Here is a 15,341-nt window from a genome sequence, read left to right on the forward strand (position 1 = left end):
CGACGCGGTGGTGCGCAACCTCACCGAACTGACCGAGGGCGCCCCGGTGGTCCACGAGGAGCACGGCGTCGGGCGCTACCTGGGGCTGCAGACGCTCGAGGTCGGCGGCAGCAGCACCGAGTTCCTCACCCTCGGCTATGCCAAGGGTGACAAGCTCTATGTCCCGGTCAGCTCGCTGCACCTGATCTCGCGCTATACCGGCGCCACCCCCGAGCAGGCACCGCTGCACCGACTCGGCGGCGAGCAATGGGAGCGGATCAAGCGCAAGGCGGCGCAGAAGGCCTGCGACGTCGCCGCCGAACTGCTCGACGTCTACGCCCGACGCGCCGCCCGTCAGGGCGTGGCCAGTCCCGCGCCCGATACCGACTATGGCGCCTTCGCCGCCGCCTTCCCCTTCGAGGAGACCCCGGACCAGCTGCGCGCGATCGACAGCGTGCTCGCCGACATGGCCGACACCAAGCCGATGGACCGGGTGGTGTGTGGCGACGTCGGTTTCGGCAAGACCGAGGTGGCGATGCGCGCGGCCTTCGTCGCCGCCAACGGCGGGCGACAGGTGGTGGTGCTGGTGCCCACCACCCTGCTCGCCCAGCAGCACTTCGAGAACTTCTCCGACCGCTTCGCCGACTGGCCGATCAAGGTCGAGAGCCTGTCGCGCTTTCGCACCGCGCGCGAGCAGAAGCAGGTATTCGCCGGGCTGGCCGATGGCACCATCGACATCGTCGTCGGTACCCACAAGCTGCTCCAACCGGGCATCGACTTCCACGACCTGGGGCTGGTGATCGTCGACGAGGAGCATCGCTTCGGGGTGCGTCACAAGGAGCGGCTCAAACAGCTGCGTAGCGAGGTCGACATCCTCACCCTCACCGCCACGCCGATCCCGCGCACCCTCAACATGGCGATGTCGGGACTGCGCGATCTGTCGATCATCGCCACCGCGCCGGTCGAGCGCCACCCGATCAAGACCTTCGTCAGCCCGTGGAACGACGGTCTGGTGCAAGAGGCGGTACAGCGCGAGCTCAAACGCGGCGGTCAGGTCTACTTCCTCCACAACGAGGTCGAGACCATCGAGAACCAGGCACAGAAGCTCGAGGCGCTGATCCCGAGCGCGCGCGTCCAGGTCGCCCACGGTCAGATGCGCGAGCGCGAGCTCGAACGGATCATGCGCGACTTCTACCACCAGCGCTTCAACCTGCTGGTGTGCACCACCATCGTCGAGAGCGGCATCGACGTGCCCAGCGCCAATACCATCATCATCAATCGCGCCGACAAGCTCGGCCTGGCCCAGCTCCATCAGCTGCGTGGCCGGGTCGGGCGCTCGCACCACCGCGCCTATGCCTATCTGATCACCCCGCCGACCAAGGCGATGACCCCGGACGCGATCAAGCGCCTCGAGGCGATCGAGTCGATGGAGGACCTCGGCGCGGGCTTCACCCTCGCGACCCACGACCTCGAGATCCGTGGCGCCGGCGAACTGCTCGGCGACGACCAGTCGGGACAGATCGCCGAGGTCGGCTTCTCGCTCTACATGGAGCTGCTCGAGCGCGCGGTCGAGGCGCTCAAGGCCGGGCGCACCCCGGAACTCGATCGACCGCTCAGCCACGGCGCCGAGATCGACCTCGGGGTCCCGGCGCTGCTGCCGAGCGACTATCTGCCCGACGTGCACGCCCGACTGGTGATGTACAAGCGCATCGCCAGCGCCACCAGCAAGGAGGCATTGCGGGAGCTACAGGTGGAGATGATCGACCGCTTCGGGCTGCTGCCCGAACCGGCCAAGCGTTTGCTGGAGATCACCGCGCTGAAGCTGCGGGTCCAGCCGTGGGGGATCGTCAAGATCGAGGTGGGGGCCGGCAGTGGCCGGATCTGCTTCGAGGACAACCCGCGGATCGATCCGGCCCGACTGATCGGGCTGATCCAGGAGCAACCCAAGGTCTATCGACTCGATGGCGGCGACACGCTCAGGTTCTATCGCGAGATGCCCGAACCCGAGCAGCGTCTGCGCCAGGTCGAACAGCTCGTCGAGCGGCTCACCGGCGAGGGCCGTTGAGCGGGCCTCAGTCCTGCGACTGACAGCCCGGGCAGACGCCGTAGATCACCAGCGAGTGGTCCTGGATACGGAAGCCCTTGTCCGCGGCGATCTGCGACTGACGCTCCTCGATCAGGGTATCGACGAACTCGACCACCTTGCCGCACTTGACGCACACCAGGTGATCGTGATGGTCTCCGCTGTTGAGCTCGAACACCGACTGCCCGCCCTCGAAGTTGCGTCGGCACACCAGCCCGGCGCTCTCGAACTGGGTGAGCACCCGGTAGACGGTCGCCAGCCCGACCTCCTCGTCCTGGCTCAGCAACTGCTTGTAGACGTCCTCGGCACTGAGATGGCGCTTGCGGCTCTTCTCGAGGATGCCCAATATCTTGACCCGCGGGGCCGTGACCTTGAGGCCCGCACGTTTGATCTGTTGATTTTCCAAAACCGCTCTCCCCGTCTAGCCCGGGGGCGTCGGCGACCGCCCGGACTGCGTTGCTCACGCGCCGCCCGGTGATCGGGATCCGGCGCTGCTGTATCATGCCACGGTTATTCGCACAGTCATCGACGCAAAACAATGCGAAAGATTCTCACGTTTTCGATCCTCGGTTCTTTGTTGATTATCGTCGCGAGCGGTTGTTCGCGGGACAAGCGGCCCGACGAGTACCGATCCTCCATGCTGGAGAACCTGCCATTCGTCTACAAGATGACGGTGCAGCAAGGCAATATCATCACCGAGGAGATGATCGATCAGCTCCAGCCGGGCATGACCAGACGGCAGGTGCAGTACCTGCTCGGCACCCCGCTGCTGACCGATTTCTTCCATAACGATCGCTGGGATTACACCTATACCATCAAGCGTGGACACCAGCCGATGGAGATCCGCTATCTGACGCTGTACTTCGCGGAGGACAGCCTAGTGCGGATCGAAGGGGACATCAAACCCGACCCCGCCCGGGCCGAGTCACGCGAGCCCAGGGAGATCCTGGTCAAGGTGCCCGACCACGAGGGACGCAAGGGGCTGGTCGAACGCGGCCTCAAGGCCGTCGGACTGGACCCCGAGGAGTAGGCGCGACGGGCACTCAGCCCGCCCCCGCCGCGCGGCGCTTGCGCGCCGCCTTGGGGTCGGCGATCAGCGGTCGATAGATCTCGATCCGATCACCGTCCTCGAGCGCCTGATCGAGCTTGGCAAGCTTGCCGAAGACCCCCACCTTGTTGCGCGCCAGATCGATCTCGGGGAAACGCTCGAGCACCCCGGACTGATGCAGCGCCTCCTCGAGCCGGGTACCGCGTGCCACCTCGATGGCACGCAGCATCTGTCCCTGCTCGCCGACATAGGCCACCGAGACCTGCAGGTAATCAGTCACGATACACCTCGTCGGCACGCTTGCAGAAGGCGTCGACCAGGGTGTTGGCGATCTGGTTGAAGACGGTGCCGAAGGCCTTGTCGATCAACCGCCCGGAGAACTCGAAGTCCAGCTCCAGCTCGACCTTGGAGGCGTCCTCGCGCAATTCGGTGAAACGCCAACCACCGACGAGCTTGCGGAAGGGACCGTCGAGCAGGTTGATGCTCATGCGCGCGGGCCGCTCGTAGCGGTTGCAGGTACTGAAGGTCTGATGGATCCCCATCCGCGACACCTCGATCTGACCGCAGATCTGCTCGGCGCTCTCCGAGATCACCCGGGCGCTCTTGCACCAGGGCAGGAACTGCGGATAGGAGCCGACATCATAGACGAGATCGAACATCTGGGCCGCGGAGTACGGCACCAGGGCGCTTTTTCTGACTGTAGCCACAACTAATCAAGACCAATCAATTTGAGGATGCCCAGGGCATTGAGCATGACGAGCATCACCGCCGTCGGCGCGACATAACGGATCAGCATCCGCCACGCCCGATAGACAAGACCTTCGCCGAGGCGCAGCTCGTCGAGTGAGGAGGCGCGAGCCATCTTCCAGCCGGCGAAGATCGCGATGAGGATCCCGCCGAGCGGCAACAGGATGTTGGCCGTGAGGAAGTCGAAGAGGTCGAGGATCCCCTTACCGAAGACGGTGAAGCCGGACCACTCGTTGAGCGAGAGCAGACAGGCGATACCGAGCAGCCAGACGGTGAGCCCGGCGAGGATCGAGGCGCGCACCCGACTGAAGCTGAGGTTCTCCACCAGCCAGGCGACCAGCGGCTCGAGCAGCGAGATCGCCGAGGTCCAGGCCGCGAACACCAACAGCACGAAGAACAGCGCGCCGAACAGCTGCCCGCCCGGCATCTCGCCGAAGGCGATCGGCAGGGTCTGGAAGATCAGTCCCGGACCACTGTCGGGCGCCAGACCGTTGGCGAACACCACCGGGAAGATCGCCAGACCGGCGAGCAGGGCAACCAGGGTATCCATCGAGGCGACGATCACCGAGTTGCGGGCGATCGAGGCGTCGCGACCGAGATAGGAGCCGTAGATCATGATCGCGCCCATGCCGAGACTGAGACTGAAGAAGGCCTGGCCCATGGCGCTGAGGATGGCCTCGCCGGCATGCCCCTTGAACTTCTCGAAGTCGGGCGCGAACAGATAGTCGACCGCCCCGGCGAAGTCACCGGCGCTGGCGGCATAGATCACCATCACCACCAGCAGCACGAACAGCGCGGGCATCAGATAGCGCACCGCCTTCTCGAGTCCACTGGCGACCCCGCGCGAGACCACCAGCACCACCATCGCCATGAAGATGGTGTGCCAGGCGAGCAGACGCTCGGCATCGCCCACCAGCGACGCGAAGATCTCGCCGGCGGCGACGCCGTCGATGCCGTTGAAGGCACCGGCGGCGGCGCGGAAGACATAGGCCAGCGCCCAGCCGGCGATCACGCTGTAGAAGGACAGGATCAGGAAGGCGGTGACGATGCCCATCCAGCCGACCACCTGCCAGCTACCGGCGCGCCCCTCCTGCGCGGTCAGGGTGCGCATGGTGTTGATCGGGCTCTGGCGTCCGCGCCGACCGAGCATGATCTCGGCCATCATGATCGGGATGCCGATGGCGGCGACGCAGATCAGATAGACCAGGACGAATGCCCCGCCACCGTACTCGCCGGCGGCATAGGGGAAACGCCAGATGTTGCCCAGACCGACGGCCGAACCGCTGGCCGCAAGGATGAAGGCGAGACGTGTGGACCACATCCCATGGATGGAAGTGACGGCCATGTGTCGAAACTCCTAAACTGCGATCTGTTCGCGTACGACGTCCGCGAGCCGCTCGCACACACGGCGCACCTGCCCCTCGTCGGTTCCCTCGACCATCACTCGCACCAGCGGCTCGGTCCCCGACATCCGCAGCAGCACCCGGCCGCCGCCGTCGAGCTCGCGCTCGGCCTCGGCGACCGCTTCGCGCACCCGCGGCAGCTCACCGAGATCCCGACGTCGGTCGAGACGCACGTTGATCAGCACCTGCGGATAACGCTCGACCTCGGCACACAGCCCGTCGAGCGAGCAGTCGAGCCGGTTGAGCGCGGCCAGCACCTGCAGTGCCGAGACGATCCCATCGCCGGTGGTGGTGCGATCGCGGCAGATGATGTGGCCCGAGGGCTCGCCGCCGAGGATGCCATCGGCCTGCTTGAGCGCCTCCATGATGTAGCGATCGCCCACCTTGGTGCGGACGAACCCGGTACCGAGCCGCGCCAGCGCATGCTCCAGACCGAGGTTGCTCATCAGCGTACCGACCACCTCGCCGCGCATCGCACCGGCCGCGAGCCTGGACTTGGCAATGATGTAGAGCAGCTGGTCGCCGTCGACCAGCTCACCTCGCGAATCGACCATCAGCACCCGGTCGCCGTCACCGTCGAAGGCGATACCGAGGTCCGCACCCTCTCGCAGCACCGCCTCGCACAGCGCCTCGGGCCGGGTCGATCCAACGTCGCGATTGATATTGAACCCATTGGGCTCGACACCCAGACGTACCACGCTGGCGCCAAGCTCCTCGAAGACATGGGGGGCGGTATTATAGGTCGCCCCGTTGGCACAATCGACGACGATTTTCAGCCCGCGGAAATTGATCGACGACGGGATGGTGCCCTTGCAGAACTCGATGTAACGACCACCGGCATCCCCCACCCGCACCACCTTGCCCAGGGCGCTGGAGTCGACCGTGCGCAGCGGCTGCTCGAGTTCGGCCTCGATCGCCGCCTCCAGGGCGTCGGGGAGCTTGTCGCCCTCGGACGAGAAGAACTTGATGCCGTTGTCCTGATAGGGATTGTGCGAGGCGGTGATGACGATCCCGGCATCGGCGCGGAAGGTGCGGGTGAGATAGGCCACCGCCGGGGTGGTCATCGGCCCGAGCAGGCGGATGTCGACCCCGGCGGCCACCAGCCCGGCCTCGAGCGCCGACTCGAACATATAGCCCGAGATGCGGGTGTCCTTGCCGATCAGGATCTTGCCGCCACCGCCATTGCCGAGTACCCGCCCGGCCGCCCAGCCGAGCTTGAGCACGAAGTCGGGGGTGACGATGCCCTCGCCGACCCGCCCACGGATGCCGTCGGTTCCGAAGTATCTACGCATTCAGTGCTCACCCGCCGGTCCGCCGACGTGCCCCTCCTCGGCCTGATTCGCAGCATCCGGTCCGGTCGGACGCTGCGGCTGATCGTCCTCCCAGTCGCGCGGAGGACGCGGCGGGCGGCCGGACATGATGTCGTCGATCTGACCCGAATCGATGGTCTCGAACTTCATCAGCGCTGCGGTCATCGCCTCGAGCTTGTCGCGATGGGTCTCGAGGATCTCGCGGGCGCGCGCATAGTTGCGCTCGATGACGTCGCGGATCTCCTCGTCGATGAGATGGCTGGTCTCGTCGGAGACGTTCTTGTGCTGGGTGACCGAGTGACCGAGGAAGACCTCCTGCTCGTCCTCGCCGTAGGTCAGCGGCCCGAGACGATCGGACAGCCCCCACTTGGTGACCATGTTGCGAGCGATCTCGGTGGCGCGCTGGATGTCGTTCTGCGCGCCGGTGGTGACACTCTCGGTACCGAACACCAGCTCCTCGGCGACACGCCCGCCGAACAGGCTCGAGATACTGCTCTCGAGCCGCTGCCTGCTGTAGCTGAAGCGATCGTCCTCGGGCAGGAACAGGGTGACGCCGAGCGCGCGACCGCGCGGGATGATGCTGACCTTGTGCACCGGGTCGTGATCGGGCACCAGTCGGCCGACGATGGCATGCCCCGACTCGTGATAGGCGGTCAACCGCTTCTCGTCCTCGGTCATCACCATCGAGCGCCGCTCGGCACCCATCATGATCTTGTCCTTGGCCTGCTCCATGTCGTCCATGTCGACGAGCTTCTTGTTGCGCCGCGCGGCGAACAGCGCCGCCTCGTTGACCAGATTGGCCAGGTCGGCACCGGAGAAGCCGGGCGTGCCGCGCGCCAGCACCGAGGCCTGGACGTCCTCGGCGGCGGGGATCTTGCGCATGTGCACCTTGAGGATCTGCTCGCGCCCGCGCACATCGGGCAGCGGCACCACCACCTGACGGTCGAAGCGGCCCGGGCGCAACAACGCCGGGTCGAGCACGTCGGGACGGTTGGTGGCGGCGATCACGATCACCCCCTCGGTGCCCTCGAAGCCGTCCATCTCGACGAGCAGCTGGTTGAGGGTCTGCTCGCGCTCGTCGTGCCCGCCGCCAAGCCCGGCGCCACGATGGCGACCGACGGCGTCGATCTCGTCGATGAAGATGATGCAGGGGGCATGCTTCTTCGCCTGCTCGAACATGTCGCGCACCCGCGAGGCGCCGACACCGACGAACATCTCGACGAAGTCCGAACCGGAGATGGTGAAGAAGGGCACCCGCGCCTCGCCGGCGATGGCACGCGCCAGCAGCGTCTTGCCGGTGCCCGGGGGGCCGACCATCAGCACGCCCTTGGGGATCTTGCCGCCGAGCTTCTGGAACTTACCCGGATCGCGGAGGAAGTCGACCATCTCGACGACCTCTTCCTTGGCCTCCTCGGCCCCGGCGACATCCTGGAAGGTGACCTTGATCTGGTCCTCGGAGAGCATGCGCGCGCGGCTCTTGCCGAAGGACATCGCCCCACGACCACCGCCGCCGCCCTGCATCTGGCGCAGGAAGAAGATCCACAGCCCGACCAGGATCAACAGCGGGAACCAGTTGATCAGCACCTGCATCAGCACCGACTGCTGTTCGGGCGGCGCGGCCTTGATCACCACGTCATTGTTGAGCAGGTCGCCGACCAGACCGTCATCGCCCGGGCTGAAGGTGGTGAAGCGCTGCCCGGAGGCGGTCAGACCCTCGATCTGCCGACCCTGGATGGTCACCTCCTTGACGTCGCCCTGTTTGACCTGCTCGATGAAGGTCGAGTAGTCGAGCTTGCTCGAGGTCGATTGGGTGGTGGTGAAGTTGTTGAACACGGACATCAGCACGATGGCGATGACCACCCAAAGAAGTATATTTTTCGCCATGTCACTCACGGCCTGGTGCCCTTAGTCTGGTTGGTTGCCGGCGCGGCAATGTCGTCACTCAAGCCGATGAAACTAGCATCGACCGCTCAAGGATTAAAGCCTTTGGCCACCAGATAGACCTCGCGGCTCGCCGATCTGGAGGACTTCGGCTTGCGCGTGACCACCCGCGAGAAGGACTGACGCAGGGTACGCAGATAGTCGTCGAAGCCACTGCCCTGGAACACCTTGACCGCGAGCGCACCGCCGGGCTTGAGCCGGGCCCGGGCCAGTTCCAGGGCGAGTTCGACCAGATACATCACTCGCGCCTGGTCGACCACCGCGGTCCCGGTGATGTTCGGCGCCATATCCGAGAGCACCACGTCGAGCGGTGCGGCCTCGAGCGCCGCCTCGAGCTGCTCGAGCACCGCCTGCTCGCGGAAGTCGCCCTGGAGGATCTCGACGCCCGGCAACGGGTCGATCGGCAACAGGTCGAGCGCGACCACCCGCCCCTGCTTGCCGACCAGGCGCGCGGCCACCTGCGACCAGCTCCCGGGCGCGGCGCCGAGATCGACCACCCGCATCCCCGGGGCGAGCAGACGGTCGCGCTCCTGAAGTTCGAGCAGCTTGTAGGCGGCGCGCGAACGGTAACCGTCCTGCTGCGCCTGCTTGACGAAGGGGTCGCCGACGTGACGGTCGAGCCAGCGACGACTGGACTTGCTTCTTGCCATGGATCGAAAAACCGGTGGACTGGTGCGGCACGGGGGATCCGCGCGCATGGATGCGCTATTGAACCACAGCCCGGGGATGGCCGGCGCGCCCGGCCGAGCCGATCGAGGCGCGCTCAGAACTCGTGGACCCAGGGAAAACGGAAGAGTTCGAGCAGCATCCCCGCCAGCGCGCCGCCGAGTACGGCGCCCACCACCGCCTGGGCGAGATCCTGGTGCAGCGCCAGACTCGCCTGCATCCACCAACCCTGCTCGACGGCGATCAGCGGCCCGCTGATCAGCCAGACACTACCGGCCGCGACCCCGGCGAGCAGCGCCATCACCAGTGCCTCGATGAGCTGACAGGGGCGTGACTCGAGCAGCAACCGGCGCGACAGACAGACCCAGCCGCGCACCGTCGAGACATAGAGCACACCGTTGACGCTGACCAGAAACAGCAACACCGCGAACACCGCAAAACCACCAGGCTGCAGTGAATCGGCAAGGGCCACCGCGGTACCCACCAGCGCGCCGGTCATGAGACCGGCCAGGGTCTTGCCCGGCACATGGCGCGAACAGCGCGCGCGGAAGGGCACCAGCGCCCCGACCACCGCGGCCAGCACGGCGGCGAGCAGCGCCGACTCGATGAAGCCGAGCGTGCCGTTGAGCGCGATCAAGGCCCCGACCCCGACCACGCCGCCGATGGCCGTGGCCATCAGCGAGATCTCGCGCGCACCGTAGAGCACCGCGCCGATCGCGCCGGCCAGGGCCGCGGCCGGCACATAGGCCCAATGCGACCAGCCGTGCACGCGCAGCAACTCGACCAGCCCGATGAACAGCGGGGCATGGATCAGCCCGATCAGACACCAGACGATGGTGCGCAGAAACAGCAGTCGCCAGCGCACCCCATGACGACTCACCGCGGGCTCGAGGCGGTCGTGGACGCGAACATCGCAATAATGGGAGGAGAAGACTTGGGGGCGGGATAGAGACATGACCGGGTTACCGCTGTTGCTGCCTGGAGTGGATCGGGCAAGAGGCAGGAACCCGATCGCGAGCGTGCTTCCGTCAGAGAATACGGTCGCCGTCTCTGGATTAAAGCAGGGATGTCAGCGCGCCCACGTGAACCGGGACCCAGATGTCGCCGACGAGTGGCGGTCCTGAAACGACAAACGGGGCCATGCGGCCCCGTCAGTGCACCCCCGGAGGGGAACGTCAACCCGGATCAGCCTGCGCGCAGGGTCCAGGAAGCGCACCAGCCGTTGAGGTTGATCAGCTTGCCGGGGAACAGGCTGCAGCCGCGCCACTCGTCAGCACCCTGGTCGGGCAGCATGAACTGGCAGTTCTCGCAGTGCTGCTCCTCGGGCGGCAGACCCGGGCGAGCGGCGGCAACGCGCTCGGACTGAGCCGCATCACGGTGATACTTCAGCGCAACCGCGGTGGGATCGCTCTCGGTCACAGCGTTTGCAGGAACCTCGGCACGCGCGGTACCGAAGCCAACGAGGTTGATCACCGGGACTGCGGCAGCGGTACCCAGCATCACTTTGACGGCGTCACGACGGCTCTTGCAAATTGGCTTATCGGACATGGGATCAACTCCTTCAAAAAGGCACACTTGGTGATCTCGACACCCCCGGAAAACCCGGAGGCCGCCGATCATTGTGCAACATGAGTCCCTAAAAGGCGAGTGCAAGAGACCGCCGAGACGGACCGGCTCAGTCGAGATAGGTGCCGGCGCCGAGGTAGCGCGCCCGCCAATAGGGCGCGTCGAGCCGGGCCAGACGGACCTCGCGGCGCGAGGTCGAGGCGTGCACGAAGCGTTCGTCATCGACCATCAGGCCGACATGGTGCACCCCCGGCCCGGTGCGGAAGAACACCAGATCGCCGGCGCGCGCGCGCGCCTTGGCGAGCGGGCGGGCGCGGGCGAGCTGCGCCACCGAGACACGCGGGATGTCGATCCCCGCGACATGATGGGCGTAATAGGTCAGGCCGCTGCAGTCGACCCCGGTCCGCGGATCCTCGCCACCGTAACGATAAGGCGTCCCGAGCTGGGCGAGCCCGGCCTCGACCACCTGCTGGCGCGCCCCTCCCGTGGTCGCACAGCCAGCGAGCGACACGAACGCCACGAGGGCCCCGGCGAACACACCGGCAGAGATCGCTTTATTTCTCATAGTCGATTGCAACAATCGCTTCTAAGATGCTGTATGACATACATCTAGAAAAGCCGGACATGCTTGTCAAGCTGGCCGGCGCGTAGCGCTCGACACGCCGCCCCGAAGGCACCGGGGCGCTCCTCGACAGCACCTCGCCGACAACCCGCGAGGCGCCGCGCAGCGCCCCCGATCACGCCCCCTGCCAGCACGCTGCTTTACGCGCCCCAAACCAGCCCTTACAGTCTACGGCGACTCATCACCGGCCTGGGGCCAGCCCCGGCCGCCACTGTTTTCGCGCCCGTTGTCGCACACCCCGCAGACACGGCGACCCATCCCCTTTGGAGTGACCATCGACATGAGCGACACCAAGCACTGCCGGCTGCTGATCCTGGGCTCCGGCCCCGCCGGCTATACCGCAGCGGTCTATGCCGCGCGCGCCAACCTCGACCCGGTGCTGGTCACCGGCCTCGAGCAGGGCGGCCAGCTGATGACCACCACCGAGGTCGACAACTGGGCCGGCGACCCGGACGGCGTCCAGGGCCCCGAACTGATGGAGCGGATGCGCCGCCATGCCGAACGCTTCGAGACCGAGATCATCTTCGACCACATCCACTCCGCCGACCTCGGCAACCGCCCCTTCACCCTCGAGGGCGACTCGGCGACCTACACCTGCGATGCCCTGATCATCGCCACCGGCGCCAGCGCCATGTATCTCGGCCTGCCCTCGGAGCAGTCCTTCCGCGGTCGCGGGGTCTCGGCCTGCGCCACCTGCGACGGCTTCTTCTACCGCAACCAGGAGGTCGCAGTGATCGGCGGTGGCAACACCGCCGTCGAGGAGGCGCTGTATCTGTCCAACATCGCCGCCAAGGTCACCCTGATCCATCGCCGCGACAGCCTGCGCGCGGAGAAGATCCTCCAGCGCCAGCTGTTCGAGAAGGCCGAGCACGGCAACATCGAGATCCTCTGGGACCACACCCTCGACGAGGTGCTCGGTGACGCCAGCGGGGTGACCGGCATCCGCGTCAAGAGCACCAAGGACGCCCGCACCCGCGAACTCGCCCTCACCGGGGTGTTCGTCGCCATTGGTCACAAGCCCAACACCGAGCTGTTCACCGGGCAGCTGGAGATGGACAACGGCTATATCCGCGTCGCCAGCGGGCTGCAGGGCAACGCCACCGCCGCCTCGGTCCCCGGGGTGTTCGCCGCCGGCGACGTCATGGACCAGATCTACCGTCAGGCGATCACCTCCGCCGGCACCGGCTGCATGGCCGCGCTCGACGCCGAGAAGTATCTCGACGCCCTGGCCCTGGAGCAGGCCCAGTCCTGACCCCGGGACGGTGACCGCGCAACCGGCTTGCGCCGTCACCACCCGCCCCAACCTGAGGGGACATGCACGATGCATCTCCCCCCTTGCTCAGACTCACCACCCACGGCGCGATCGACGAGATCCCCGCCACGGACTGGAATCGACTGGTCGGCGACGACGCCCCCTTCCTCGACCACCGCTTCCTCGCCGCCCTGGAGCGACACGGCTGCGTCGGCGAAACGTTCGGCTGGATCCCGCTGCACCTGGCGCTGCGCGACGCCGACGGCGTGCTGCGCGCCGCCGCGCCCTGCTACCTCAAGACCAACGGCTATGGCGAGTTCGTCTTCGACTGGGCCTGGGCCGAGGCGCACCACCGTCGCGGACTCCACTATTACCCCAAGCTGGTGATCGCCGCCCCCTACACCCCGGCGGTCGCACCGCGCATCCTCAGCGCCGACGACGCCGAGCGCCCACGCCACGCCCGAGCGCTGATCGAGGGCGCGCGACACCTCGCCGAACGGCTCGGGGTCTCATCGATGCACTGGCTGTTCCACACCGAGCAGGAGGGCGAGGCGCTCGCGAGCCAGGGGTTGCTGCCACGACTCGGCTGTCAGTTCCACTGGCGCCGTGGCGACGAGCGCGACTTCGACGGCCTGCTCGCACGGTTCACCTCGGCCAAGCGCAAGCAGGTGCGACGCGAGCGCCGACGCGTGGCCGAGGCCGGTCTGCGCATCGCACGACTGCGCGGCGACCAGCTCAACGCCGCCGAGTGGGCCAGTCTCCACCGGCTCTACTGCGACACCTTCGAACGACGCGGCGGCGTCCCCACCCTGTCGCTGGCGTTTTTCACCGCGCTCGGCGAGACCATGGGTGAGTCGCTGCTGGTGGTATTCTGTTATCAGGGAGCGCGAATCGTCGCCGCAGCCTTCAACCTGGTCGGCGCCCGAACCCTCTACGGCCGCCACTGGGGATGCAGCGACGCCTTCCACAGTCTCCACTTCGAGGCCTGCTACTATCAGGGCCTGGAGCACTGCATCGCCACCGGGCTGGACCACTTCCAGCCCGGCGCCCAGGGCGAGCACAAGGTCAGCCGCGGCTTCCTGCCGACACCGACCTGGTCCTCGCACTGGATCGCCGACCCCGAGTTGCGCGCGGCGATCGCCCGTGCGCTCGAGCGCGAGACCCTGGGAATGCGCGAGTATCTGCGCCGGATGCAGGACCACAGCCCGTACCGCAGGCCGTCACCGTCACCCTCGGACTAGCCCGGACATGCTCACCCTGCTCGATCCGCAAGACCGCATCCACTTCCCCGACGTCTCGCAGGCGATGCGCGAGCCCAACGGATTGCTCGCCGTCGGCGGCGACCTCAGCACCACGCGGCTGCGCCAGGCCTATCGTCACGGCATCTTCCCCTGGTACAGCGAGGGCGATCCCATCCTGTGGTGGTCGCCCGACCCGCGCAGCGTGCTCATACCCGAGCAGGTGCACGTCTCGCGCAGCCTCGCCAAGCGGCTGCGGCGCGCCGATCATCGGGTCACCTTCGATCGCGACTTCGCCGCGGTCATCCGCGCCTGCGCCGCGCCACGCGCCGACGAGGCCGGCACCTGGCTGGTCCCGGAGATGATCGATGCCTACGAGCGACTGCACGCCCAGGGCCTCGCCCACTCGGTCGAGGTGTGGCGCGACGATGAGCTGATCGGCGGGCTCTACGGGGTGGCGGTGGGCAAGGCGTTCTTCGGCGAGTCCATGTTCAGCCGCGCCAGCGACGGCTCCAAGATCGCCCTGGTACAGCTGTGCCGACGCCTCGCCGAGTGGGGCTTCGGGCTGATCGACTGCCAGATGCACACCCATCATCTCCAGCGGATGGGCGCGGAGGAGATCCCCCGGCGTGACTTCATCGCTCGGCTCGAGCGGTTCTGCGCCCTGCCCGGCCATGATCACAGCTGGGACGACGAGACGCACAACCGATGAACCAGGACGACATCACCCGGCCGGGACGCCATCTGGCGCTCTATCTCACCGGCGAGCACGACTGCTCCTATCTCGAGGACACGCGCGCGCGCACCCTGTTCGTCGACCCCAACGCCCGGATCGATACCGCCACCTATCAGCTGCTGATCGACCTTGGCTTTCGCCGCAGCGGCAGCCACATCTATCGACCGGCCTGCCGTGGCTGTACCCGCTGCGTGCCGCTCCGCATCCCGGTCGCGGACTTTCTCCCCAACCGCTCGCAACGACGCAACTGGCAGCGTAACGCCCCACGCATCACACTGCGCGAGCGCCCCGCCAGTTTCGAGCCGGCGCACTATGCGCTCTATCGCGACTATCTGCTGGGACGTCATGGCGACGGGCCCATGGCCGACGATGCCAGCGAGGAGAGTTATCGGCGCTTCCTCGTCGACCCCTGGGGTGGCCCCTGTCTGTTCATCGAGTTCTGGCTCGATGAGGAGAGACTGCTCGGGGTCGCGGTGACCGACCGCCTCGAGCAGGGGCTCTCGGCGGTCTACACCTTCTACGATCCGGCGCTCGCCGTACTCGGCCCCGGCACCTTCGCGATCCTCGCCCAGATCGAGCTGGCACGGCGGCTCGGACTGCCCTATCTCTATCTCGGTTACTGGGTCGAGGGCTGCGAGAAGATGACCTACAAGGCGCGCTTTCGCCCGCTCGAGGCCTGGGATGGGCGCGCCTGGAGACAGCTCGCGCGCGGCGCCGTACTACGCCAACCATGAGGCCGGTCTCGCCTGT

The 15,341-nt window shown here is 66.8% G+C and carries 16 protein-coding genes; 6 read left to right on the plus strand and 10 right to left on the minus strand.

Annotation, left to right across the window (positions count from 1 at the left end; translation table 11 throughout):
- A partial coding sequence (mfd, locus tag EBL85_RS08825; RefSeq protein ID WP_123142716.1) for a transcription-repair coupling factor occupies positions 1–2,044 on the plus strand: 2,044 nt, incomplete at its 5' end.
- 7 nt (positions 2,045–2,051) lie between these two features.
- On the opposite strand, the gene fur is transcribed toward mfd, so the two are convergent.
- Positions 2,052–2,468, minus strand: coding sequence for a ferric iron uptake transcriptional regulator (gene fur / locus EBL85_RS08830; protein ID WP_062273570.1), 417 nt, complete (start codon positions 2,466–2,468; stop codon positions 2,052–2,054).
- Between the two features lie 132 nt (positions 2,469–2,600).
- Between fur and EBL85_RS08835 the strand changes: the two genes are divergently transcribed.
- Positions 2,601–3,092, plus strand: a complete 492-nt coding sequence (locus tag EBL85_RS08835) for an outer membrane protein assembly factor BamE (protein ID WP_062273567.1) — start codon at positions 2,601–2,603, stop codon at positions 3,090–3,092.
- Positions 3,093–3,105: 13 nt separating this feature from the next.
- On the opposite strand, the gene EBL85_RS08840 is transcribed toward EBL85_RS08835, so the two are convergent.
- The 9 genes from EBL85_RS08840 to EBL85_RS08880 form a co-directional block, all read right to left on the minus strand.
- Positions 3,106–3,390, minus strand: coding sequence for an RnfH family protein (locus EBL85_RS08840; RefSeq protein WP_123141266.1), 285 nt, complete (start codon positions 3,388–3,390; stop codon positions 3,106–3,108).
- The gene (locus EBL85_RS08845) at positions 3,383–3,817 is read right to left on the minus strand and encodes a type II toxin-antitoxin system RatA family toxin (RefSeq protein WP_123141267.1); all 435 of its coding nucleotides are present in this window, start codon (positions 3,815–3,817) and stop codon (positions 3,383–3,385) included. The genes EBL85_RS08840 and EBL85_RS08845 overlap by 8 nt, the downstream gene beginning before the upstream one ends.
- 2 nt (positions 3,818–3,819) lie before the next feature.
- Positions 3,820–5,202: a sodium-dependent transporter gene (locus EBL85_RS08850; RefSeq protein ID WP_123141268.1), complete on the minus strand. Its 1,383-nt coding sequence runs from the start codon at positions 5,200–5,202 to the stop codon at positions 3,820–3,822.
- 12 nt (positions 5,203–5,214) lie between these two features.
- Positions 5,215–6,552 carry a phosphoglucosamine mutase gene (gene glmM / locus EBL85_RS08855; RefSeq protein WP_123141269.1) on the minus strand — a complete coding sequence of 446 codons (1,338 nt, stop codon included), beginning with the start codon at positions 6,550–6,552 and terminating at the stop codon, positions 5,215–5,217.
- A complete protein-coding gene (ftsH, locus tag EBL85_RS08860) occupies positions 6,553–8,454 on the minus strand; it encodes an ATP-dependent zinc metalloprotease FtsH (protein ID WP_190287972.1) in 1,902 nt (633 codons plus the stop codon).
- Positions 8,455–8,540: 86 nt separating this feature from the next.
- Positions 8,541–9,161, minus strand: a complete 621-nt coding sequence (gene rlmE, locus EBL85_RS08865; RefSeq protein ID WP_062273555.1) for a 23S rRNA (uridine(2552)-2'-O)-methyltransferase RlmE — start codon at positions 9,159–9,161, stop codon at positions 8,541–8,543.
- A gap of 113 nt (positions 9,162–9,274) precedes the next feature.
- Positions 9,275–10,057 (minus strand): hypothetical protein, encoded by a 783-nt coding sequence (locus EBL85_RS08870; protein WP_223806104.1) that lies wholly within the window; start codon positions 10,055–10,057, stop codon positions 9,275–9,277.
- A gap of 305 nt (positions 10,058–10,362) precedes the next feature.
- Entirely contained in the window at positions 10,363–10,725 is a 363-nt protein-coding gene (locus EBL85_RS08875) for a high-potential iron-sulfur protein (protein WP_062273554.1), read from the minus strand.
- A gap of 127 nt (positions 10,726–10,852) precedes the next feature.
- A complete protein-coding gene (locus tag EBL85_RS08880) occupies positions 10,853–11,254 on the minus strand; it encodes a C40 family peptidase (RefSeq protein WP_369613930.1) in 402 nt (133 codons plus the stop codon).
- A gap of 391 nt (positions 11,255–11,645) precedes the next feature.
- Between EBL85_RS08880 and trxB the strand changes: the two genes are divergently transcribed.
- From trxB to EBL85_RS08900, 4 genes are all read left to right on the plus strand, one after another.
- Positions 11,646–12,617 (plus strand): thioredoxin-disulfide reductase, encoded by a 972-nt coding sequence (gene trxB, locus EBL85_RS08885; RefSeq protein WP_123142734.1) that lies wholly within the window; start codon positions 11,646–11,648, stop codon positions 12,615–12,617.
- Between the two features lie 62 nt (positions 12,618–12,679).
- Entirely contained in the window at positions 12,680–13,858 is a 1,179-nt protein-coding gene (locus EBL85_RS08890) for a GNAT family N-acetyltransferase (RefSeq protein ID WP_123141273.1), read from the plus strand.
- Positions 13,859–13,865: 7 nt separating this feature from the next.
- Complete coding sequence (aat, locus tag EBL85_RS08895) at positions 13,866–14,567, plus strand: leucyl/phenylalanyl-tRNA--protein transferase (RefSeq protein WP_123142718.1); 702 nt, start codon at positions 13,866–13,868, stop codon at positions 14,565–14,567.
- Positions 14,564–15,325 carry an arginyltransferase gene (locus tag EBL85_RS08900; protein WP_123142719.1) on the plus strand — a complete coding sequence of 254 codons (762 nt, stop codon included), beginning with the start codon at positions 14,564–14,566 and terminating at the stop codon, positions 15,323–15,325. The genes aat and EBL85_RS08900 overlap by 4 nt, the downstream gene beginning before the upstream one ends.
- The last annotated feature ends 16 nt before the right edge of the window (positions 15,326–15,341 follow it).

It is taken from the genome of Marichromatium sp. AB32, from assembly GCF_003718675.1.
Lineage (GTDB): Bacteria > Pseudomonadota > Gammaproteobacteria > Chromatiales > Chromatiaceae > Marichromatium > Marichromatium gracile.